This window comes from Sabulicella rubraurantiaca, assembly GCF_017355885.1.
GTDB classification, from domain to species: Bacteria; Pseudomonadota; Alphaproteobacteria; order Acetobacterales; family Acetobacteraceae; genus Roseococcus; species Roseococcus rubraurantiacus.
On sequence record NZ_JAFEUU010000006.1, the window covers coordinates 214201 to 235756 of the forward strand.

General features: G+C 70.1%; 22 protein-coding genes. 10 read left to right on the forward strand and 12 right to left on the reverse strand.

Features of this window, described 5'->3' with window-relative positions; genetic code table 11:
- The first annotated feature begins 55 nt into the window (after positions 1 to 55).
- Positions 56 to 814 carry a PepSY domain-containing protein gene (locus JTJ31_RS13030; protein WP_207539092.1) on the forward strand — a complete coding sequence of 253 codons (759 nt, stop codon included), beginning with the start codon at positions 56 to 58 and terminating at the stop codon, positions 812 to 814.
- Between the two features lie 19 nt (positions 815 to 833).
- Positions 834 to 1511, forward strand: a complete 678-nt coding sequence (locus JTJ31_RS13035) for a general stress protein (protein ID WP_207539093.1) — start codon at positions 834 to 836, stop codon at positions 1509 to 1511.
- A gap of 35 nt (positions 1512 to 1546) precedes the next feature.
- Here the strand turns inward: JTJ31_RS13035 and JTJ31_RS13040 are convergent, their stop codons facing one another.
- Positions 1547 to 1924 (reverse strand): dihydroneopterin aldolase, encoded by a 378-nt coding sequence (locus JTJ31_RS13040; RefSeq protein WP_207539094.1) that lies wholly within the window; start codon positions 1922 to 1924, stop codon positions 1547 to 1549.
- Between the two features lie 75 nt (positions 1925 to 1999).
- Between JTJ31_RS13040 and JTJ31_RS13045 the strand changes: the two genes are divergently transcribed.
- The 8 genes from JTJ31_RS13045 to JTJ31_RS13080 all read left to right on the forward strand — a co-directional run bounded on the left by JTJ31_RS13045 (position 2000) and on the right by JTJ31_RS13080 (position 8743).
- The gene (locus tag JTJ31_RS13045) at positions 2000 to 2755 is read left to right on the forward strand and encodes an SDR family oxidoreductase (protein WP_328805739.1); all 756 of its coding nucleotides are present in this window, start codon (positions 2000 to 2002) and stop codon (positions 2753 to 2755) included.
- A complete protein-coding gene (gene folB, locus JTJ31_RS13050; RefSeq protein WP_207539096.1) occupies positions 2752 to 3135 on the forward strand; it encodes a dihydroneopterin aldolase in 384 nt (127 codons plus the stop codon). Before JTJ31_RS13045 ends, folB begins: the two co-directional genes overlap by 4 nt.
- Positions 3136 to 3443: 308 nt before the next feature.
- Entirely contained in the window at positions 3444 to 5348 is a 1905-nt protein-coding gene (gene uvrC / locus JTJ31_RS13055) for an excinuclease ABC subunit UvrC (RefSeq protein WP_207539097.1), read from the forward strand.
- A 51-nt stretch (positions 5349 to 5399) separates the two neighbouring features.
- Positions 5400 to 6008 carry a CDP-diacylglycerol--glycerol-3-phosphate 3-phosphatidyltransferase gene (gene pgsA / locus JTJ31_RS13060; RefSeq protein WP_207539098.1) on the forward strand — a complete coding sequence of 203 codons (609 nt, stop codon included), beginning with the start codon at positions 5400 to 5402 and terminating at the stop codon, positions 6006 to 6008.
- Between the two features lie 61 nt (positions 6009 to 6069).
- On the forward strand, positions 6070 to 6714 hold the full coding sequence (locus tag JTJ31_RS13065; RefSeq protein WP_207539099.1) for a hypothetical protein: 645 nt from the start codon (positions 6070 to 6072) through the stop codon (positions 6712 to 6714).
- A gap of 4 nt (positions 6715 to 6718) precedes the next feature.
- Positions 6719 to 6970: a molybdopterin converting factor subunit 1 gene (gene moaD, locus JTJ31_RS13070; RefSeq protein WP_207539100.1), complete on the forward strand. Its 252-nt coding sequence runs from the start codon at positions 6719 to 6721 to the stop codon at positions 6968 to 6970.
- A gap of 1 nt (position 6971) precedes the next feature.
- Positions 6972 to 7418 carry a molybdenum cofactor biosynthesis protein MoaE gene (locus JTJ31_RS13075; RefSeq protein ID WP_207539101.1) on the forward strand — a complete coding sequence of 149 codons (447 nt, stop codon included), beginning with the start codon at positions 6972 to 6974 and terminating at the stop codon, positions 7416 to 7418.
- The gene (locus JTJ31_RS13080; protein WP_328805732.1) at positions 7415 to 8743 is read left to right on the forward strand and encodes a hypothetical protein; all 1329 of its coding nucleotides are present in this window, start codon (positions 7415 to 7417) and stop codon (positions 8741 to 8743) included. Before JTJ31_RS13075 ends, JTJ31_RS13080 begins: the two co-directional genes overlap by 4 nt.
- On the opposite strand, the gene JTJ31_RS13085 is transcribed toward JTJ31_RS13080, so the two are convergent.
- The 11 genes from JTJ31_RS13085 to JTJ31_RS13135 all read right to left on the reverse strand — a co-directional run bounded on the left by JTJ31_RS13085 (position 8718) and on the right by JTJ31_RS13135 (position 21486).
- Positions 8718 to 10157 carry a TolC family protein gene (locus JTJ31_RS13085; RefSeq protein WP_207539102.1) on the reverse strand — a complete coding sequence of 480 codons (1440 nt, stop codon included), beginning with the start codon at positions 10155 to 10157 and terminating at the stop codon, positions 8718 to 8720. The two genes, JTJ31_RS13080 and JTJ31_RS13085, sit on opposite strands and share 26 nt — an antisense overlap.
- Positions 10154 to 13309 (reverse strand): efflux RND transporter permease subunit, encoded by a 3156-nt coding sequence (locus JTJ31_RS13090; RefSeq protein ID WP_207539103.1) that lies wholly within the window; start codon positions 13307 to 13309, stop codon positions 10154 to 10156. The genes JTJ31_RS13085 and JTJ31_RS13090 overlap by 4 nt, the downstream gene beginning before the upstream one ends.
- A gap of 19 nt (positions 13310 to 13328) precedes the next feature.
- The gene (locus JTJ31_RS13095) at positions 13329 to 14630 is read right to left on the reverse strand and encodes an efflux RND transporter periplasmic adaptor subunit (protein WP_207539104.1); all 1302 of its coding nucleotides are present in this window, start codon (positions 14628 to 14630) and stop codon (positions 13329 to 13331) included.
- Positions 14631 to 14833: 203 nt separating this feature from the next.
- Positions 14834 to 15847 carry an amino acid ABC transporter substrate-binding protein gene (locus JTJ31_RS13100; RefSeq protein WP_207539105.1) on the reverse strand — a complete coding sequence of 338 codons (1014 nt, stop codon included), beginning with the start codon at positions 15845 to 15847 and terminating at the stop codon, positions 14834 to 14836.
- A 113-nt stretch (positions 15848 to 15960) separates the two neighbouring features.
- Positions 15961 to 16983, reverse strand: coding sequence for an amino acid ABC transporter substrate-binding protein (locus tag JTJ31_RS13105; protein WP_207539106.1), 1023 nt, complete (start codon positions 16981 to 16983; stop codon positions 15961 to 15963).
- 111 nt (positions 16984 to 17094) lie between these two features.
- Positions 17095 to 18045, reverse strand: coding sequence for an acetamidase/formamidase family protein (locus tag JTJ31_RS13110; RefSeq protein ID WP_207539107.1), 951 nt, complete (start codon positions 18043 to 18045; stop codon positions 17095 to 17097).
- 209 nt (positions 18046 to 18254) lie between these two features.
- On the reverse strand, positions 18255 to 19238 hold the full coding sequence (locus tag JTJ31_RS13115) for a magnesium transporter CorA family protein (RefSeq protein WP_207539108.1): 984 nt from the start codon (positions 19236 to 19238) through the stop codon (positions 18255 to 18257).
- 119 nt (positions 19239 to 19357) lie between these two features.
- Positions 19358 to 20041 carry an acireductone synthase gene (gene mtnC / locus JTJ31_RS13120; protein WP_207539109.1) on the reverse strand — a complete coding sequence of 228 codons (684 nt, stop codon included), beginning with the start codon at positions 20039 to 20041 and terminating at the stop codon, positions 19358 to 19360.
- Positions 20041 to 20580 carry a 1,2-dihydroxy-3-keto-5-methylthiopentene dioxygenase gene (locus tag JTJ31_RS13125; protein ID WP_207539110.1) on the reverse strand — a complete coding sequence of 180 codons (540 nt, stop codon included), beginning with the start codon at positions 20578 to 20580 and terminating at the stop codon, positions 20041 to 20043. The genes mtnC and JTJ31_RS13125 overlap by 1 nt, the downstream gene beginning before the upstream one ends.
- Positions 20577 to 21194, reverse strand: a complete 618-nt coding sequence (locus tag JTJ31_RS13130) for a methylthioribulose 1-phosphate dehydratase (protein WP_328805733.1) — start codon at positions 21192 to 21194, stop codon at positions 20577 to 20579. Before JTJ31_RS13130 ends, JTJ31_RS13125 begins: the two co-directional genes overlap by 4 nt.
- A gap of 7 nt (positions 21195 to 21201) precedes the next feature.
- Positions 21202 to 21486 carry a twin-arginine translocase TatA/TatE family subunit gene (locus JTJ31_RS13135; protein ID WP_207539111.1) on the reverse strand — a complete coding sequence of 95 codons (285 nt, stop codon included), beginning with the start codon at positions 21484 to 21486 and terminating at the stop codon, positions 21202 to 21204.
- Positions 21487 to 21556: the final 70 nt, after the last annotated feature.

Consider the following 21556-nt stretch of genomic DNA (forward strand, 5'->3'; position numbering starts at 1 on the left):
TCCTCCGGGACCATGGCCGCCCCGTGCGGCCAGACACCGTTGAGAGGAGCGCCGCATGAGCAATCCGAACATCAAGCCCATGGTCGCGGCGCTTTGCGCCGTGCTGCTGGCCGGCCCGGCGCTGGCCCAGGGCAACCCGCAGACCAGCCAGCCCAACCAGAATCCGGCCGCCAGCCCGGTGCAGGGCGCGCAGACGGGCATGTCCCGCTCGCCCGACACCACCTCGCCCAGCACGCGCGACCCCGTGCGCTCCAGCGGGCAGGTGACGGATGGCCGCTCGCCCGGGCCCGTGCCCGGCCCAACCGGCCCAGCCGGCGACCGGCGCGAGGGCGCCGGGTCCACCATCGGCTCGCCGATGGGCGTGCCGCCCGACTCCAACACCGGCACCGGCATCGGCCGGCCGTCGGCCACGTCCGGCACACAGTCCAGCGCGATCACCAACCAGCCGCCGGGCGGCCCGGGCACGAACATCACCAATGAGTCCCCGGGCGGCCCCGGGACCAACGTGACCAACGCCCCCGTCGGCAGCCGCATGGATTCGAGCCAGGGCGGGCGCGCCGCCGCGGCGAACGACGCCGACCGGCGCGACGGCTCGGCCAATGTCGCTCCCACGGCGGGCCAGCGCGCCGGCGATGTGCCGGGCGCCAATTCCTTCACCGAGAGCCAGGCCCGGTCCCGCATGGAGGGCGCCGGCTTCAGCCAGGTGAGCGACCTGCGCCGGGATGACAACGGCGTCTGGCGCGGCACCGCGACGCGCGACGGGCGTCGGGTCCAGGTGTCGGTGGACTACCAGGGCAACGTGACGCACCGCTGAGAAAAAAAGGAGTTCAACCATGCAGACCATCGTCAAGCTCTTCGACGACTACTCCCAGGCTGAAGCCGCGGTGCGCGACCTGGAGGCGGCCGGCTTCGCCGCCGGCGACATCAGCATCCTGCACCGCCGCGCCGATGGCGAGATCAGCAACGCGAGCAGTGCCACGGACACGAACGAAGCCAGCGGCGCCGGCGTGGGCGCCACCATCGGCACGGTGGTGGGCGGCGGCGCCGGGTTGCTGGCCGGTCTGGGCCTGCTCGCCATTCCGGGCCTCGGCCCGGTGGTGGCCGCCGGTTGGCTGATCGCCGCCGCCACCACGGCGGGCGTGGGCGCCGCCGCGGGCGGGCTGCTTGGCGCGCTGACCTCCGCCGGCGTGGAGGAGTCCGACGCGCATGTCTATGCCGAGGGCGTGAAGCGCGGCGGCACGCTGGTGACGGTGCGCGCCGCCGACGCCACCCAGGCCGCCAATGCCGAGACCATCATGGCTCGGCACCAGCCCGTCTCCCTGCGCGAGCGCGGCGAAACCTACCGCTCCGCCGGCTGGACCCAGTACGAGCTGGAGAACGAGGCGTCCGACCTGCCGCGCGGCGGTGGCTATATGGACGACAACATGCGGACGGGCATCACCCGCCCACATGGCGAGACCCGCGCCGACGAGACGGCGGCCACCCGCCCGACCTTGGACGGACGGGTCTGAGTCCCCGGGCCGCGCCCCCGCCGGGGCGCGGTCCTTCACCCCTTGCGGCGGCGGAACACCTCGATCCCGGCGCCGCGCGCCTCGGGGAAGATCTGCGTCTTGGTGATCCGCACCCGCGCCGCAGCCACGCGCGCGTCGCGGAAGCACTCGGCCAGCAGTTCCTCCGCCAGCGTCTCCAGCACCTCCACATGCGGGCGGCCCCGCCAGGAACGCACGAGGTCGCGCACCCCGTCGTAATCCACGATGGCGCCGCCTGCCGCCCCTTCGGGCACGAACATCTCCGCATCCACGCTGAGGCGGTTCGGGCGTTCCGGGTGGCGCTCCCACGGGTGCAGCCCGATCGCCACCTCCGTTTCCATGCCCAGCACGCGGGAGCAGACATACCCCGCGGGGAACAGGCTCATCGGGTCCATCGGGCTTCTCCCCTCGCTGGGCGCGGGCTATAGGCCGGGCCACCCCCCGGACCAAGAGGCCCCCGCTTGCTGAAGGTGCTCGTCACTGGCGGCGCCCGGCGCATCGGCGCCGTGCTGTGCCGCACCCTCGCTGCCGCCGGCTTTGGCGTGGTGATCCACCACCGCACCGGCGGCACAGAAGCGGAAGCGCTGGCACGGGAGATCGCGGCCGGGGGCGGCCACGCCTGGACGATCGAGGCCGACCTCGCTGAGGCGGACCAAGCAGAAGCCCTGCCAGCCCGTGCCGCCGCGCTGTGCGGCGGGCTGGACGCGCTGGTGAACAATGCCAGCCTGTTCCTCTACGACACCCCTTCCGAATTCAGCGTGGAGACCTTCCACCGCCACGCGGCGGTGAACCTGCTCGCCCCCGCCCTGCTGCTGAAGGGCTTTGCCGCACAGCTTCCCGAGGGGCGGGACGGCGCGGTGGTGAACCTGCTGGACAACCGGCTCTTCGCCCCCAATCCCGACTACTTCACCTATGCGCTCGGCAAGTACGGGCTCCTTGGGATGACGGAGATGGCGGCGCTGCATTTCGCCCCCCGCATCCGGGTGAACGGCGTCGCCCCCGCCCTCACCCTGATCTCCGGCAAGCAGTCGGAGGAGAATTTCCAGCGCGCCCACCGCAACAACCCACTGGGGCAGGGGGTGGAGCCGGAGGACGTGGCCGAGGCGGTGCTCTACCTGTTGCGCGCCCCCCGCGTGACCGGGGAGGTGGTGGTGGTGGATGGGGGCCAGCGCCTGCGCCGCCGGGGCCGCGACGTCGCCTTCGCCACGTCGGAGACGCAGCGGTGAGCACCCATCCTCTCCGCCTGCGCCAGGTCTTCGTGCGCGGCCTCGAACTCCAGGCGCGCCTGGGCGTCCATGCGCACGAGAAGGCGGCGCCGCAGCGCATCCTGGTTCATATCGAACTGGCGGTGGAGGATGAGAGCGCGGCGGTCGGCATCGGCCCGGACGACCTCGCCCGCGTGGTGGATTACGACCGCGTCGTGCAGGCGACGCGCGAGGCGGTGGCGCAGGGCCATGTCATGCTGGTCGAGACCCTGGCCGAGACGGTGGCCGCCGCTGCCCTGGTGGATCCCCGCGTGCGCCTCGCGCGCGTGTCTATTGAAAAGCCCGATGCCTTTCCCGACATCGCGAGCGTGGGCGTGACCATCGAACGCACGAGGCTCTGACGCCTCTCCGGCGCAACCCCGCGGGAGACCGCCAAGTCAAGGCAATTCGCGAGCCTGCCAGGGTTTCATCCACCGCCACTTGGCATCCCATGGCAAGAGGGTTGCATATAAGTTTTGTCACGTATCTTGCCGCATTCCTGGGCCGGGTTTTCCTCGAAAAATCAGCAAAAACAACGACATGCTATATTGCACAAAAGTGAAGCAAACGTGGCGAAACCAAGGGACTCCCTGGCCTCTCCCCGTACGGGCGCTTGTTCGCTCACAGGTTTATCCACAGCTTTCGTGGACAAGTCGCGTTGCTGCATCGCATGAATGATCACGAGCTGACCGAAACCCCGCCGCCACCGCTCCTTCAGGGCGTGCGGGCGATCGAGGCGGCGCTGCCGACACTGCCCCTGGCGCCCGGCGTGTACCGGATGCTCGATGGCAAGGGGGACGTGCTTTATGTCGGCAAGGCGCGCGCCCTGCGGAAGCGCGTCTATTCCTACACGCAGACTGCCCGCCTGCCCGAGCGGCTGAAGCGTATGGTGCATGAGACGCGCCGCCTTGAGGTCGTGACCACGGCCAGCGAGGCGGAGGCGCTGCTGCTCGAGGCCAACCTCATCAAGCGCCTGCGCCCGCGCTACAACATCGTCCTCCGCGACGACAAATCATTCCCCTGGCTGGTCATCAGCGATGACCATCCTTGGCCGCAGATCGCCAAGCATCGCGGGGAGCGGCGCAAGGGCGCCTCCTATTACGGTCCCTTCGCCTCGGTCTGGGCGGTGAACCAGACGCTGACCGCCCTGCAGCGCGTCTTCCTCTTGCGCTCCTGCAACGACACGGTGTTCGAAAGCCGGGACCGTCCCTGCCTGCTGCACCAGATCAAGCGCTGCTCCGCCCCCTGCGTGGAGCGCATCAGCCGCGACGACTACCGTTCCCTGGTGGCGGAGGCGAAGCAGTTCCTGGCCGGCCACGTCCCCTCCATCCAGAAGCGCCTCGCCGCCGAGATGGAGCAGGCGGCGGAGGCGCTGGAGTTCGAGCGCGCGGCTGCCCTGCGCGACCGCATCCGCGGCCTGACGCACGTCCAGGGCAGCAGCCGCATCAACGTGGAAGGGCTGGGCGATGCCGACGTGGTGGCGCTGCACATGGCCGCCGGCCAGACCTGCGTGCAGGTCTTCTTCTTCCGCGGCGGCCGCAACAACGGCAACCGTCCCTATTTCCTCACTCATTCCCGCGCCGACATCACGCCGGAGGAGGTGATGGGCTCCTTCCTGGCGCAGCTCTACGCCGATCTTCCGCCGCCCCCCCTCATCCTCACGGCGGTGGAAGCGCCGGAAGCCGAGCTGCTGGCCGAAGCGCTGTCGGAAAGGGCTGGCCGCAAGGTGGAGTTCCACACGCCGAAGCGTGGCGACAAGCTGCGCCTCGTCGAGCATGCCGCCACCAATGCGCGCGAGGCGCTGGAGCGGCGCCTCGCCGAATCCACCGCACAGGCGCAGCTCCTGGACGGGGTACAGCGTCTCTTCGACCTGCCGGAACGGCCGGAGCGGATCGAGGTCTACGACAATAGCCACATCCAGGGCACGGCGGCCTATGGCGCCATGATCGTCGCCGGGCCGGCGGGGTTCATGAAGAACGCCTACCGCAAATTCTCCATCAAGGAGGCCAAGCCGGGCGACGACTTCGCCATGATGCGGGAGGTGCTGGACCGCCGCTTCTCCCGCGCCCTGAAGGAGGACCCGACCCGGGGCGAGCCGGGCTGGCCTGACCTCGTGCTCATCGACGGCGGGCAGGGCCAGCTGAACGTGGCGCTGGAGGTGATGCGCGACCTGGGGCTGGAGGACATCCCGTTGGTCGCCATCGCGAAGGGGGTGGACCGCGATGCCGGGCGCGAGTGGTTCCACATGGCTGGGCGGGAGGCCTTCCAGCTGCCACCACGCGACCCCGTCCTCTACTACCTCCAGCGCCTGCGGGACGAGGCGCACCGCTTCGTCATCGGCGCCCATCGCGCCGGCCGCGCCAAGGCGATGACCCGCAGCGAGCTGGACGACATCCCCGGCGTGGGCGCGGCGGTGAAGCGCCGCCTGCTCAACCATTTCGGCTCGGCCCGGGGGGTGCGGAATGCGGGCGAGGACGATCTGGCCAATTGCCCCGGCATCGGACGCAGCTTGGCCCGGCGCATCCACGGACATTTCCACCCGGGTGCCACCGTGCCGCAGGGGGAAGGGAGCTGACCCACCCTGCGGCGATGGCCGATGCCTCCGTTCTGCTCTAAACAATCGCCTGTGCCGACCGACCTGCCCAATCTGCTGACGCTTTCACGCATCGTGGCCATTCCCCTGCTGGTGGCCATGGCAGCGCTGCGCCAGCCCTGGGCCGACATGGCGGCCTGCGCGGTGTTCTCGGCCGCTGCCATCACGGATTACTTCGACGGCAAGATCGCCCGCGACCGCCAGATCACCTCGGATTTCGGGCGGATGCTGGACCCGATCGCCGACAAGCTTCTGGTGGGGGCGGCGCTGATGTGCCTCGCCGGGTTCGAGCGTCTGCCCAACTGGTCGCTCCTGCCCGCCATCGTGATCCTGCTGCGGGAGATCCTGGTCTCCGGCCTGCGCGAATACCTCGCCGGGCTGCGGATCGGCCTTCCGGTCACCAAGCTCGCCAAGTGGAAGACCGGCTTCCAGATGGGGGCGCTGGGCGTGCTGCTGGCGGGCGATTCCGGCGCGGCGGTCATCGGTCTCGGCTTCCTGCCGATCGGGCTGCTCGGCGAGGTGATGCTTTGGACCGCGGCGATCCTGACGATGCTCACGGGCTGGGATTACCTGCTGGCCGGGCTGCGCCACGCCTCGCCCGTGCCGATGCCCAATGCGGCAAGAGAACGCGGTCGGCCTTGAGCTTCATCTTGTTGCGGCGCATTGTCCGACCCACCTTCCTGCCGATGCCCTGGAGTTCTTGATGGGTCTCCGACCGCTCCCCTTGCTGTTCCTCGTGCTGCTCCTGCCGGGCTGCGCCGGGTTCGAGCGGGGCTTCTCTCGTCTCACCGACGGGCTGACCGATTTCAGCGGGCGCTATGGACCGCAATGGGGCGGGATGCGCGCCGCCTCGCCGGGTGACAGCCTGACGGTGCAGCGCGTCCGCAGTGGCGGCGTGGCGCCCGAACCAATGGCGGCGCTGCGTCCCGAGCCGGGCGACATGTGGCCGGCCGAGGACGCGCCGCGCGCCACCCTGGCCAATCCGGATCAGGCGCTGCGCGGCGTCGGCAACCAGCGCATGGGGATGGACGACCCGGAGAACGAGATCCGTCGCGGTGCCCGGCGCGGTTCCTCCTCGCCGCCGCCCGACCCGCTCAACTTCCCGCCGCAGCGCGCGCCGGAGAACGTGGTGCAGCCCAACGTCCCCATCCCCGAGCCGCCGCCGCGCCCCTTCCGCGCCGACGGTCAGGTGCTGCCCACCATGCGCGGCCCGACCACCACGACCACCGGCACCGGCAACGTCTCCACCACGCTGTCGCCGCAAGGGCCGGGCGTCGCTATCCGCGACGGTGCCGTGACCACCATCATCGAACCGGGCCGGGTGGAGCAGGTTCCCACCCCGCGGTGACGGCATGAAGATCCTCTACTTCGCCTGGGTGCGCGAAAGGACCGGTGTGGCGGAGGAGGAGATCGCCCTACCGGACGGCGTGCGCGACATCGCGGCGCTGGTGGATCACCTGGCCGCGCGCTCGCCCGGCCATGCGGCGGCCTTCGAGAACCGCCGCACCATCCGCGCCGCGGTGAACCAGGACTTCGCCACCCCGGACACCACGGTCGCGCCGGGGGATGAGGTCGCCTTCTTCCCCCCGGTCACGGGCGGCTGAGATGGCGCCGCGCATCCTCGTCCAGGAAGCGCCCTTCGACGCGGCGGCGGAAGCCGCGCGCCTCACCGAGGGGCGCACGGATGTTGGGGCGCTGGCCTCCTTCACCGGGCTCTGCCGTGCCGATGACGGCCTCCGTGCCATGGTGCTGGAACACTATCCCGGCATGACCGAGCGCGCCCTGCTCCGCATCGCGGAGGAGGCGATGGCGCGCTGGCCACTGACGGCCTGCACCGTGATCCACCGCCACGGCCGCATCACCCCGGGCGAGCCCATCGTCCTCGTCCTCACCGCCAGCGCCCACCGTGCCGCCGCGCTGGAATCCTGCGCCTTCCTGATGGACTGGCTGAAGACCAAGGCCCCGTTCTGGAAGCGCGAGGAACTGGCCGAAGGCGGTTCGCGCTGGGTGGAGGCGCGGGCGACGGACGAGGCCGCCGCTTCGCGCTGGTGACGCAGGCCGCCGCCATACTGGGCGGGGCGGTGCTTCTTGTCTGGCCCGCTTTCCTCAACGGCTACCCGCTGCTCTTCTCCGACAGCGCCGCCTTCCTGGCGCAGACGGTCGAACCGCTGATGATCTGGGACAAGCCCTGGATCTACGGCCCCTTTGCCTTGCTGGGGCATTGGCACGTGTCGCTCTGGGGCACCGTGTTGCTGCAAGGCCTGATCGTCTCGCACTTGGTCTGGCTGCTGGCCCGCGCCGCCGGGCAGGCCGCGCCGCTGCGTCACCTCGCGCTTTGCACCGCCCTGGCCTTCTTCACCACCGCGCCCTGGTCGGCGGCGATGATCATGCCGGACATCCTGGTGCCGGTGGCGCTGCTTTGCGCCGTTCTGCTCGGCTGGCACTGGGAGGGGCTGAGGCAGGGCGAGCGCGCGTGGCTTACGCTGCTAGGCAGCGTCGCGGCGGCGGCGCATCTGTCCAACATCCCGATGCTGCTCGTCATCCTGGCGCTGGCGGTGCTGCTGCGTGAATGGCGCGCCCTGCTGCGCGCCGCGATGCCGCTGGCCGGCGCCGTGCTGCTGCTGCTCGCGACCAATCTCGTCGGGCATGGGCGGCTCTCGCTCTCGCCGCACGGTTCCACCTTCCTGCTCGCACGCCTCGTCGCCGATGGCCCCGCCGCGCGCACCGTGGAGGCGCTGTGTCCCGCGCGCGGCTGGTATCTCTGCGCCTTCGCCGGCACGTTGCCGACCAACTCGGATCTGTTCCTGTGGAGCGGCGACAGCCCGGTGAATCGCGGCCCCGACGGGGAGCCGCGCTTCCTCGGCGGCGCCTTGCTGTCCGATGAGGCACGGGAGATCGTGCACGAGACGATCCGGCGCGAGCCGCTGACCCTGGCATGGCAGGCGCTGGGCAACGGGCTGCGCCAGCTCGGCCTGATGCGGATCGGCGACACGCTGGCACGCTCGGACGTGGGGGAGGGGGTGATGCCTCGCCTCGTCCAGGGTTTCCCGCCCGCCGAGCTTCGCGCCTACGAGGCGGCAGCGCAGCAGCGCGACCTGCTGCTGGACAAAGCCCTCATCATCGCTTGGCTGCACCCCAGCCTGGTCGCGCTGGCCGCGCCCTTCGTTACACTCTGGGCACTGCGCGCCTGGCGCACCGAGCGGCGGCGCGAGGCGGGGCTCATCCTCGCCGTGCTGGCGGGGGTGGTCGGCAATGCCTTCGCCACCGGTGCGCTGTCCATGCCGCATCACCGCTACGGCGCACGCGTGGCTTGGCTCGTGCCGCTCCTGGCCGTGCTGTGGGCGCCGCGCCTCAGAGGCGCGGCGCGATCCCGCTGACGCCCGTCGCCGCCTCGAGCTGCGCAAGGGCAGTCAGATAGGCTTGGCGTGCGTTGTTGGCTGCGACGCGCGTGGCGTTCAGCGTCCGCAGCGCGTCCAGAACGTCCACCAGCGTCCGCCCCCCCGCCAAATAAGCTTGCTCGGATGAGCGATAGGCCTGCTCGGCCCGGTTCAGCGCGCCGCCCTCGGTGAAGATGCGCAGGAGGTTGCGGGATTGCTCGTAGCTGGCCCAGGCCGTGGCGAAATCCGCCCGCGCCTGGAGCAGAGCGGCGCGCGCCACCGCCTCCGCCTGGCCCTGCTGGCCGCGCGCCACGCCAATATTCCCCTGCGTGATCCGGTTGGTGAAAATTGGGATCGAGAGATTGAAGGAGAATTCGTTGTTGGCGTAGATCTGCCGCGAGGATTCGGGCTGGTCCTGCGACAGCCGCGTGCGGTTCCAGCCGGCGCTGGCCGTCACGTCGCGGTAGCGGCTCGCCTGGGCGAGGTCGGTATTCGCCACCGCCGCCCGAAATTGCTGTGAAGCCACCACCACGTCGGGCCGGCTCTGCACCGCATCCCGCAATTCGCCCTGTGATACGCCGGGCTCGGGACGCGCCTCGAAATTGCCGCGCAGGTCGAAGGCGACGGGCGGCATCACCAGGCGCGGCCGCGAGGGGGTCTCGCGCCGCTGCGGCCGCGCAGATTGCGGGGTCGGGCTGAAGGACGCGGCATCGGCGGCGAGGGTCACGGCCACCTGCGCCACGGCGGCGGCATAGGCCTGTGCGGCGGTGGTGAGATCGGCCTCGAAGGGCAGGCGGCTGGCCTGGAAGCGCAGCAGGTCGCCCTCGGGAATCGCGCCGTCCCGCACCTGCCGGCTGAGCAGCGCTTCCGTTCGGTCCAGGCTCTCCCGGTTGTTGAACGCGACTTCCAGATTGGCGCGCGCCGCCAGGGCCGCGATGAAGGACTGGCGCAGGGTGAAGAGCTGAAGGCGCAGCGCGTCCAGCACCTGCGCCTCCGCCACCACGATGTTCTCGTCGGCGAGGCGCGTGCGCAGTTCGCGCTTGCCGCCGCGCTCGATCAGCATCGTCAGCCCGGCATTGATGTTGGTCGAGGGCGACAGGAAGCGCGCGTCCCGGATGCTGCGGCGGCTCGACTCCGTGTACTGGGCGAAGGTGTTGCCCACGCTCACCTCCGGCGGTGGCCGCGAGGAGGAAACGAGGCGCTGTGCCCGCGCCGCATCCACGCCGCGCTGCGCGGCGATGACGGCGAGGTTGCGCTCGACGAGAAGCCGCTCTGCCTCGGCGAGGCGCAGCACCGGCGTTCCGGCCGGCAAGGGCAGGGATTGCGAGCCGCTGGGGGGTTGGCGCCCCTCCTGCGCGAAGGCGGGTCCGGCGAGGGCGAGCAGCGCCACGCCGGCAAGGAGCAAACGCTTCATGCGTGAAGTCCTGCGCGGGCGCGCCGCTCGGCCAGCACCGCCTCACTGCGCGCGAGGTCGCGCGGGCGGCCGAACCGGTCGATCAGTGCCGGGAAGGTGACGAGGATGAAGATGGGGACGAGGCCGATGCCGCCCACCACCACCAGCGCCAGCGGCTTGGTGACGTCGGCGCCGATGCCGGTGGCGAGCGCCATGGGCAGCAGGCCGAAGAAGGAGGCGAAGCAGGTCATGAAGACCGGGCGCAGCCGGTCCTGGCCCGACTGGTCCAGCGCCTGCCGCCAGGGCATGCCCTCGTGCCGCAAATGGTTGAAATGGGACAGGAGGATGATGCCCTCCATCACCGTGATGCCGAATAGCGCCAGGAAGCCGATCGCCGCCGGGACGGAGAAGTTCAGCCCCGCCGCCGCCAGCGCCAGGATGCCGCCGACCAGCGACAGGGGCACCATGGCCATGACCAGCAGCATCTCGCGGATGTTGCTGAACTGCACGTAGAGCAGGACCATGATGATCGCGAGCGCCACGGGCACGATCAGCAGGAGCCGCCCCACCGCATCCTGCAGGTTGCGGAACTCGCCCACCCAGTCGAGGCGGTAGCCCGGTGCCATCTGCAGTTCGCGCGCCACCAGCGCCTGCGCCTCGCGCACCGCGCTGGCCGGGTCGCGTCCGCGCACGGAGAAACGGATGGGCACGTAGCGCGTCCCGTCCTCGCGATACACATAGGCGGTGCCGGAGACGAGGCGCACATCGGCCACGTCCCCCAGCACGGCGCCGCGCGGCCCGCCGACGGGGATGCGGCTGATGCTCTCCAGATCGTTGCGGTAGGGCGCGGCGAGGCGCACGACGATCGGGAAGTTGCGGTCGCCGCCCGGCTCGTAGAGCCGGCCGGACTCACGCCCGCCGATCGCCGCCTGCACCACGTCGTTGATCGCCTCGACGGCGAGGCCGAAGCGCGCGGCGCGGGCGCGGTCGATGGTCACGGCGACGGTGGGCTGGCCCAGTGTCGGGAACACCGCCACGTCATCTAGCCCGCGCACGCGGTTCAGCAGGCGCTGGATGCGGTCCGCGTAGTTGGTGAGCACGTCGAGCTCCGGCCCGAAGACCTTGATCGCGTTCTCGCCCTTCACCCCCGACGCCGCCTCCTGCACGTTGTCCGAGATCATCTGCGCGTAGGAGAACTGCACGCCGAGGAAGCGCTGCTCCAGCCGATGGTTGATCGCAGCAACGAGGCCGAGGCGGTTGTGCGCCGTGGTCCACTGGCCGGGCGGCTTCAGCGGGATGAAGAACTCCGCGTTGAAGAAGCCGGCCGGGTCGGTGCCGTCATCCGGCCGCCCCTGCTGCGAGGTGACGGTCAGCGCCTCGGGGAATTCCAGCAGCGTGGCGCGGATGCCCTGCACCGTCTGGTGCCCTTCCTCCAGGCTGATGGAGCCGGGCATGGTCGCGCGGACATAGAGGTTGCCTTCCTCCAGCGTCGGCAGGAACTCGGCGCCCATGTGGGAGAGAAGGAAGATGGAGGCGGCGACCAGCACGCCGGCGAGCAGCAGCGAAATCTCGCGTGCCCGCATCGCGGCGGCGTAGAGCCGGGCATAGGCACGGCGCATGTGCCGTACCAGCCAGGTGTCGCGCTCCTGGCTGTCCTCGCGCAGCAGCACGGCCGACAGCGCGGGCACCACGGTGAAGGCCGCGACCAGCGACCCGCCGATGGCATAGGCGTAGGTCTTGGCCATGGGGCCGAAGATGCGCCCCTCGATGCCGCCCATGGTGAAGAGCGGGATGAAGGCGACGATGACGATCAGAAGCGCGAAGGCGATGGGCTTGCCCACCTCGCCCCCCGCGCGAAGGATAATCTGCGAGATGCCCGTGATGCCCGGCACCGTCGCCCCCATATGGTGCGGCTGCCGTCGGGCCAGGGACAGGTGGCGGTAGATGTTCTCCACCATGATGATGGTCGCATCCACCAGCAGGCCGAAATCCAGCGAGCCGAGGGACAGCAGGTTCGCGCTCTCGCCTCTCGCCAGCATGAGCAGGACGGCGAAGAAGAAGGCGAAGGGGATGGTGGCCGCGACGACAAAGGCGCCGCGCAGATCGCCCAGGAACAGCCACTGGATGATCAGGATCAGCACGACGCCGAGGATGATGTTCTTCACCACCATCTTGGTGGTGACCTTCACCAGCTCCTCACGGTCGTAGATCACCTCGAGCCGCACGCCGGGCGGCAGCACGCCGCCCGCGTTGATGCGCGCCACCTCGCGCTGCACGCCATGGATGGTGGGCAGGGTCTGCTCGCCGCGCCGCATCAGCACGGTGCCCAGCAGCACGTCCTCGTCCGACTCGTGTCCCGCGATGCCGAGGCGCGGCAGGTTGCCCACCTCCACCCTCGCCACGTCCGACAGCAGGACGGGGGTGCCGTCGTCGCTGGCGCCGAGGACGATGTTACGCATGTCCTCCATGGAGCGGATGAGGCCGACACCCTGCACCACGGCCGATTGCGGGCCGATCTGGATCATGCCCGCGCCCACCGTGACGTTGCCGGCGCGCACCGCCTGGATCACCGCGGGCAGGGACAGGTTGAAGGCGTTGAGCCGCGGCAGGTCCACCACGACGTTGTAGGATTTGGAGCGCCCGCCGAAGGAGGACACGTCCACCACCCCGGGCACGCGCCGGAAGCGCCGCTCCAGCACCCATTCTTGCAGGGTCTTGAGGTCGTCCACCGAGAAACCCGGCGGGCCGACCACGCGGTAGCGCATGATCTCGCCAATGGGCGACAGGGGCGAGATGGTGGGCTGCGCCCCATCCGGCAGGTCGCGCAGCACGGCGAGGCGGTTCAGCACCTGCTGCAGCGCCTGCTCGTAGGTGTAGGCGAAGGTGAACTGCACCCGCACGTCGGACAGGCCGAAGAGCGAGGTGGAGCGCACGGAGTTCAGGTGGGGCAGCCCGGCCATGGCGAGCTCGACCGGAATGGTGACGTAGCGCTCGATCTCCTCCGCGCTCTGGCCCGCATTCTGCGTGATGATCACGACCTGGGGCGGAACGGGGTCCGGATAGGCCTCGATGTTCAGCTTGGCGAAGCCATAGGCGCCGGCGGCGATGAACACCGCGAAGACAAGGAGCACGAGCGCCCGCTGCTGCAGGGCGAAGGCGACGATCTGCCGCATGATGGTAAAGGACCTTTGGTCAGTCGATGCGCGCGGCGCGGTCGATGAAGAGGGCGCCGCCAGTCACGATCCGCTCGCCCGCGGCAAGCCCATCCGTCACCTGGAGGAGGTCGCCCTGCCGGATGCCGAGCTGGACGTGGCGCTGGCTGAAGCGGCCGCCCTCCTGCGCCGTCCAGACGAAGGCGTCGGAGCCGCGGAAGATCACCGCGCCGACCGGTACGGCGGGGGCTTCCACCGCCTCGCCCACCGCGATGCGGAAGGTGGCGAACATCTCGGCTTTCAGGACGCGCTCGGGGTCCTGCACCTCGGCCATCACGGTGAGGCGGCGCGTGGCGGCGTCCAAGCCGGGATTCATGCGGACGATGCGCGCCTCGAAGCGGCGGCCGGGCAGGGCGCTCACCGCCACTTCCACTGGCTGCCCCTCGCGGATCATGGGCACGTCCATCTCGCGCACCGCGGCGACGAGCCACATGCTGGACAGGTCGCTGAGGGTGAAGACCGGGTCGCCCTGGCCGGCGGATAGCCACTGCCCCGCCGCGGCACGGCGCTGGGTGACGGTGCCGCCCAGCGGCGCCCGCACCGTGACAACGCCGCTCACCTGCCGCGTGCGTTCGATCTCCGAGATCTCGGCACGGGAACGGCCCAGCACGCGCAGCTTGTCGCGCGCCGCCTCCAGCTGCGCCTCGGCGGAGCGGAGGTCGGCCCCGGCGCCCGCGAGGGCGAGGTTGGATTGCTCCACCTCGCGCTGGGAGGTGGCGCGGGCGGAGAGCAGGGATTGCTGGCGCGCCTGCTCCCGCCGCGCCTGCTCGAGCGCCACGCGGGACTTCTGGGCGTTCTCCAGCGCCGACAGCAGGTCATTGGCCGCGGCGGTCACGTCGGGGGTCTCGATCTCGTAGAGGGGGGCGCCTTCCTCCACCACCTCGCCCGGCCGCGCGAAGACACGCGTCACCCGCCCGGTATAGGGGGAGAGCATGGGGGTGGAGCGGTCCTCGTTGACCGTGATGCGGCCCTCGGCGACGCGCTCCGGCCGAAAGGCGTGGGCGGCGACCGTCTCGATGCGCAGAGAGCGGGATTCGGCATCGCTCAGCCGGAACTCGCCCGCCGGCAGGCGCGGCGCAGCTTCCGCCGGAACGGCGACTGCGGCCTCCCGCCGGCCTTCGATCGCGAACCAGCCGCCCCCGGCTGCCACCAGGGCCGCAAGGCCCCACAGCCAAAGCCCGCGCCGGCGCGGCGCCTGCGCCGCCTCGGCCGGGAGTTCCGCAGGCACCGGCGTAGCAGCGCGCGTCTCGGCCTTGGGGGCTTCGGAGTGGATCACGTTCATTTGAGTCCCGGACTTCCCGCGCAAACCATGATTCGGACGGCCTTTCGGTCGTCGCCAGGGAGTTCGGACACCGATCAGCCTCACGACAATGCCCAGTCTAGCGTTGCCGGGACGCCGCATGAAAGGTGAAAAATGCGAAACTTAGTGATTTTCCGATTTTGGTTCAGCGACGGTTCAGGAAGATTGTGACCGCGGGAGGCTTGCTACCGCAGCGGGAGCGCGTACATCAGCCCGCCATTGGTCCATAGATTGTTGGGGCCGCGCGGCAGTCCAATGGGCGTGTTCTCGCCGAAATGGCGATTATAAAGTTCTCCATAATTGCCGATGGCCCGAATCACGTTGACCGCCCAGAGAGGGTCAATCTTCAGGGACTGTCCGAGTTCTGGCGTCACGCCCAGGAGGCGGCGCGTGTTGGGGTTGGTGCTGGTGCGGCGCATCTCCGCCACGTTGTCACGGTTCACCCCCTGCTCCTCCGCCTCGATGACGGCGTAGGTGTACCAGCGCACCAGCTCGAACCAGTCCTCGTCGCCGCGGCGGACATAGGCGCCGTAGGGCTCCTTGGAAAAGCGCTCGGGCATGACCTGCCACTGCGCAGGGTCGGGCATGGTGGAGCGCACGGCCGCCAGCTGCGAGGCATCGGAGCCGAAGGCGTCGCAGCGCCCGGATTGCAGCGCGGCCGCCGCCTGGTCCGTCCGCTCGAACACCACCGGCTGGAAGGGCACGTTGACCGAGCGGAAGTAATCCGCCGTCACCTGCTCGTTGGTGGTGCCCTGGAGGACGCAGATCGTCGCGCCGCCCATGTCGCGCACGCGCCGCACGTTCATGTCACCCCGGACCAGGAAGCCGTGCCCGTCATAGAAATAGGTGGCGACGTGGCGCAGCCCCAGGGTGGTGTCGCGCAGCATGGTCTGGGTGGAGGTGCGGAACAGCACGTCCACCTCTCCCGAGCCCAGCGCGGTGAAGCGCGTGGAGGATGAGAGCGGGACGAAGCGCACCTTGTTGGCGTCGTTGAAGATCGCCACGGCCAGACCCCGGCACAGATCCACGTCCATGCCCTGCCAGGCACCGCGACTATCCGGCAGGGCGAAGCCCGCCACCCCGGTATGGATGCCGCAGACCAGCTGCCCACGCGCCCGCACCGCGTCCAGCGTCGGTCCGGCCTGCGCCGCTGAAGCAACGCCCATGACGCAAGCCGCCGCCAGAACGGCGCGCTTCATCGATCCCCACATGCCTTGCCTGCCCCGACCTTGTCCATTGTCGGGGCGATGCTGTTGCGCCGCCCCGCCCTGCGTCAACAAAAAGCGTGACACAGGGGACCGGATCGCCGCCTTCAGCGGAAGGGCGGCGCGTAGAGCAGCCCGCCGCGCGTCCACAGGTCGTTCTGGGCACGCGGCATGGCGATGGGCGTGTTCTCGCCGAAATGGCGATTGTAGAGCTCGCCGTAATTGCCGATGGCGCGCACCGCGTTGAACGCCCAGGCGGGGTCGAGGCGCAGCGCCTGGCCCAGCTCCGGCGTCACGCCGAGGAGGCGGCGGACATTGGCATCCTGGGTGGTGCGACGGGTTTCCTCGGCATTGGCGGTGGTGATGCCGCGCTCCTCCGCCTCGATCAGCGCGGACACGAACCAGCGAACGATGTCGAACCAGTTGTCGTCGCCGCGCCGCACCACGGGGGCGTAGGGCTCCTTGGAGAAGCGCTCGTCCAGGATCACCCAGTCCGCCGGGCGGGGCAGGGCGGCGCGCGCCGAGGCGAGGCCGGAGGCATCCATGGCGTAGCTGTCGCAGCGCCCGGAGCCGAGCCCCTGCACCACCTGCTCCTGCTCCGCGAAGAGCAGGATGTTCACCCGCTCGTTCAGGGAGCGGAAATACTCGCTGGTGATCTGCTCGTTGGTCGTGCCCTGCAGCGTGCAGATCGTGGCGCCGGCCAGGTCGCGCACCCGCCGCGCATTGCTGTCGCGCCGCACCAGGAAGCCATGGCCGTCATAGAAGTAGTAGGTGGTGAAGCGCAGCCCCAGCTGGGTGTCGCGCAGCAGCGTGTGGGTGGAGGTGAGCATCAGCACGTCCACCTCGCCCGCACCCAGTGCGGTGAAGCGCGTGGCGAAGGTCAGCGGCACGAAGCGCACCCGGTCCGGATTGCCCAGCACCGCGGCGGCGAGGCCCCGGCAAAGGTCAGCCACCATGCCCTGGTAGCGCCCCTGCGCGTCCAGCGTCGTGAAACCGGGCGCGGAGGTGTTGACCCCGCAGGCCAGCGACCCGCGCGCGCGAATCGCGTCCAGCGTGGCCTGGGCCTGCGCCGCCGGCGCGACGAACAGGCCGGCGGCCAGCGCGGCCGCGGCCAGGATGCTGCGAATCATAAGACTTTCCCCTCTCTCTCCCTCGTTGGGGAAGTGAAGGGCCGCGGCGGGAGGGGGGTCAAGCCTTCTCCGCCTTCACGATTCGTCCATGTCCGGGCGGGGCAGGGCCCTTCAGAACAGCAACCCCTTGCGCAGCATCCCGTGCACGCCCTTCTCCCCGTTCACCGTCTGGGTGACGTGGAAGTCCACCGCCAGGGAGCAGAGCAGGTAGGCATCGGCGGGCGACATGTTGGCGCGGGCGGCGATGAAGGCGATCATCTCCCGCAGCGCCCGCTTCATCGCCTCGTCCAGGTCCTCGTGCATGCCCATGGAGATGAAGTGGGTCGGGGTCTCGGCGCGCGGATAGGCGAGCTTCGCCCCCTTTTCCAGGGTCAGGCGGAAATGCCCGGTCAGGCACATCTCCAGCGCGTTGATGCACACCTCGCCGTCGCCCTGCACGCCATGCCCGTCCCCGGCGCTGAACATCGCCCCCGGCACGTGGACGGGCAGGTAGAGCGTCGCGCCCTCGCCGATCTCCTTGTTGTCGAGGTTGCCGCCATGGGCGCGCGGCTCCTTGGTGGAGATGGCGCCCCATTCGGCAGGCGGCGCCACGCCCATCACGCCGAAGAAGGGCGCGAGCGGCAGGGTGATGCCGCCGCCCACCGGCACGGTGCCGGTGCGCGCCTCGCGGTCCACCGGGATGTGGAGGAGGTGGCGGTAGGGGAAGTCCTCGGGGATGGTCCCGCCCAGCGGCCGGAAGCCGCAGAAACCCCAATCGGCGCCCAACTCGATCTTCTCGATGTCCACGCGCAGCGCGTCGCCCGGCTCCGCACCCTTCACCGCCACCGGGCCGGTGAGGATGTGCGGGCCGGGGCGCGGCGGGTTGCTGGCATGGATGGCGGCGAGGGCGGGCGGCACGCGCATTGGCGAATCAGCAGGAGGCATCACCTCCGGCCCGCCGGACACGCATTCCAGGATGACGAGGTCGCCGCTCTCCACCTCCAGCAGCGGCTTGTGCGCGGCGTCGAAGGTGCCCCAGCGGATGGTCTCGGGCGAGGCGGGAATACGATAGGTCTGGGGCAAGGGACGCTCTCCTGCTGTTCCGGACGAGCAATGGCGCGATGCGAAGCCGCGTCAAGCGCCCTCGCCCGCCTACACCCGCACCGGGACGCCTTCTATCCCCGGAAAGTCCCGGTCGGCGCCGCGGCTTCGCCGCGGCAACGGAGCAGGCCAGCCAGAACGAAGCGTCTGAACGGGGCCCCCCAAAATCTGCGAAGCAGGTTTTGTGGGGACTAGAGCCATCCTTTCCGCTTGAAGTACCAGACCGGCAGCACGGCCGTCGCCACCATGAGCAGCAGCGCCCAGGGATAGCCCAGCACCCATTCCAGCTCCGGCATGTGCTGGAAGTTCATCCCGTAGATGCTGGCGATCAGCGTGGGCGGCATCAGGGCCACGCTCACCACGGTGAAGGTCTTGATGATCGCCGTCTGCTCGACATTGGTCATGCCGAGCAGCGCGTCGAGCAGGAAGGTGGCGCGGTTGCTCAGGAAGTTCGCATGCTCCGTCAGCGAGCGGAGGTCGCGGACCAGGGTCTTGATCGTGCCCTGATTCTCCTTGCGGATGGCGACCGACTTCTCCGCCGTCAGGAAGGTGAGGATGCGCGACAGGCCGAGCAGCGTTTCCGAGGCGCGCGACGTCACCTCCCCCACCTGGCCCAGCGTGATCAGCGCGTCCTTCAGGTCGCGGTCGCGCTTGCCGGCGGCAGGGATGCCGCGCGCGTTGCGGAAGGTCGCCTGGCTGGCCCGGTCCATGTCGGCGCCGATGCGCTCCAGGATGTCGGCCAGCCGGTCCACGATCTGCTCGATCAGGTGCAGCATCGCCGCGTCCGGGCTGGACAGCAGGATGGGCCCCTTCTGGCACCGCGCGGCGAAGACCGGGAAGGCGCGCGGCGTGGCGTAGCGCACGGTGACGAGGTTCTGTCCCGTCAGCACGAAGGAGATGGGGGTGGAGCCGAAATCATTCGTGTCGGCGCCGAACAGGAAGGAGGCCGTGGTCACCAGCGCGTCGCCTTCGCGGTAGAGGCGCGAGGAGCTTTCGATCTCCTGCATCTCCTCCCGCGTCGGGATCTCCAGGTTCAGCGCATCCTGCACCGCGCGCTCCTCCTCCAGCGTGGGCTGGAGCAGGTCGATCCACACCGCCCGGCGCAGCGCCTGCACGTCCTGCACGCCGTCGCGCAGCGAGAGCACGCCGTTCTCGACGGTGTAGGTCGTCAGCATGGGGGGCCTCTCCGGTCGCGGCCTTTCGGGCTGCGCCGCGTCAGCGCGGCACGGCCCAGCCTCTGGTTTGCAGGAGCATCGTCTCGCGCCCGGATGAGGCCATCCGGACGCGTTCCGCTTTAACCCTTTGCGGCCGCGAAAGGAACCTCGTCGAAATCGCGCGCGACCGGGTGGCGGCTGGAACGCTCCGTCCCGTCCTCCGCCCGTACGATCTGGCAGGTGAGCAGCCCGGCACCGCGCGCCGCGTCCAGCTCCTCCGCCACGTCGGACAGGAACAGGATGCGCCCCGGCTCCGTGCCCCATGCCTCTGCGATGCGGGCATAGGAGGCGTTCTCGCGCTTCGCGCCCATGCGCGTGTCGAAGAAGCGCTCGAACAGCCCCTCCAGGTTGCCCGCCTCGGAATGACGGAACAGGAGGCGCTGTGCTTCCTCGCTGCCGGAGGAATACACGGCAAGCCGCGCGCCGCCCGCGTGCCAGGCGCGCAGCGCCGGCGCCACGTCGGGCCAGAGATGGCCGCGCAGCGCGCCATCCGCGTAGCCCTGGCGCCAGATCAGCCCCTGCAGCGCCTTCAGCGGCGTTTCCTTGGCGTCGCGCGCCATCCAGCCGCGCAGCGTTTCGAGCTTGTCATCGAGCCGCTCCCCGCCAGGCACGTCGCGAAGGATCGCCGCGACTTCCGGCTCAGCGCCATGGTCGCGCAGGAACGCTGCCATCGCCTCCGCCGCATAGGGGAAGAGGGTGCGGTGGACGAAGGCGATGGCGGTGGTCGTGCCCTCGATGTCCGTCAGCACATGCGCGGCCGGCATCAGCCGACCTGGACCGGGAACCGCTCCGCCATGTCGCTGCCCGTATAGTGCGGGGTCCAGCCACTCGTCTCGGTGAAGACGCGCAGCACGGTGAAGGCCGGCTTGTCGCCGCTGTCGAACCAGTGGGTCACGTTGGCGGGGACGGAGATCAGGTCGCCCTTCGTGCAATGCGCGTCATAGACCTTGCCGCCCACATGCAGCACGAAATTGCCCGCGCCCTCGTGGAAGAAGCGGACCTCGTCCTCAGTGTGGGTGTGCTCCTTCAGGAACTTGTCGCGCAGCGCGTCCTTCATCGGGTGGTCCGGCGTCAGCTGGATCACGTCCGCAGTGCCGGCCTTGGTTTCGGCCAGGAAGGCGTCGAGGCGCGGCTTGTAGGCTTCCAGCACCTGATCCGCGGAAGCGCCGGCGGGCAGGTCGGCCACCGGCCAGCGCTCGAAACGCACGCCGATCCCGGACAGGGTGCGCGCGATCTCGTTCGCATCCTCGGTGCGGAGGGTCTCCTCCTGGGTCGAGGCGTCCCACACGGTCAGTCGGCTCATGGGCGTAGTCTCCGAAGTTCCAGCTCGCAGGCGAGCATGAATTCCAGCGCCTCCAGCCGCAGCAACGCGCCCGGCATGTCGGCACCCCATACATAAACTCCGTGGCCCCGGATCAAATAGCCCGGAATCGTGGCTGCCCCCGCGTCCCAGGCATGCTCGACCCGGGCCTGGAGGCACGCGATGTCCTGGTCGTTGTCCAGCACCGGCAGGCGAATGGCGGCTTCATGGGTGGGAAGGCCGGGGAAGGCCTTCAGTAGCTCATACCCGGCCAGGGTGATGCCGTCGCCGACGAGGCGCGACAGGGTGGTGGCCGCGACGGAATGTCCGTGCAGCACCGCCCGCGCCTCGGGGAAGCGGCGGAACACGCTGCAATGCAGCCCCGTCTCGGCCGAGGGGCGCAGCGCGGCATCCTCCGGACGGCCGTCCAGGTCCACCGCCATCACCCCGTCCTCCGGGATGAAGCCCTTGTGGAAACCGGAGCGCGTGATGGCCACGCGCCCATCGGACAGGCGGAAGGAGATGTTGCCGGCGGTGGCCGGAACCCAGCCGCGCGCGTCCATGCGGCGGCCGGCGGCGCGGATGGCCTCGACCGCCGCGCCGGGAAGCGGCGTCACGCCCGGATCAGGCCGCGGGGCGGCCGGTGTTGCCCGTCGTGGTGGCGGTGGTCGTGGCGCCCGGGGCCGGGTTGGCCGTGGTGGCGGCCGGGCCGGTGATGGTGCCCGTCGCGGGCGGGGCGTTCTCCGCAGTCATCGAGGCGTCGGCCGCGTCGTCTTCCTTGATGTTCTGCTTGAACGACTTGATGCCCTTGGCGAGGTCCCCCATCAGCCCGCTGATCTTGCCGCTGCCGAACAGCAGCAGGACGACCAGCAGGACGACCAACCAATGCCAGATGCTAAAGGAACCCATGTGTGAGCCTCGATCCCGAAAAAGCGTTCTGGCCGGACCCTAATCCGGCGGCGCGCGGCGCGCAAACGGT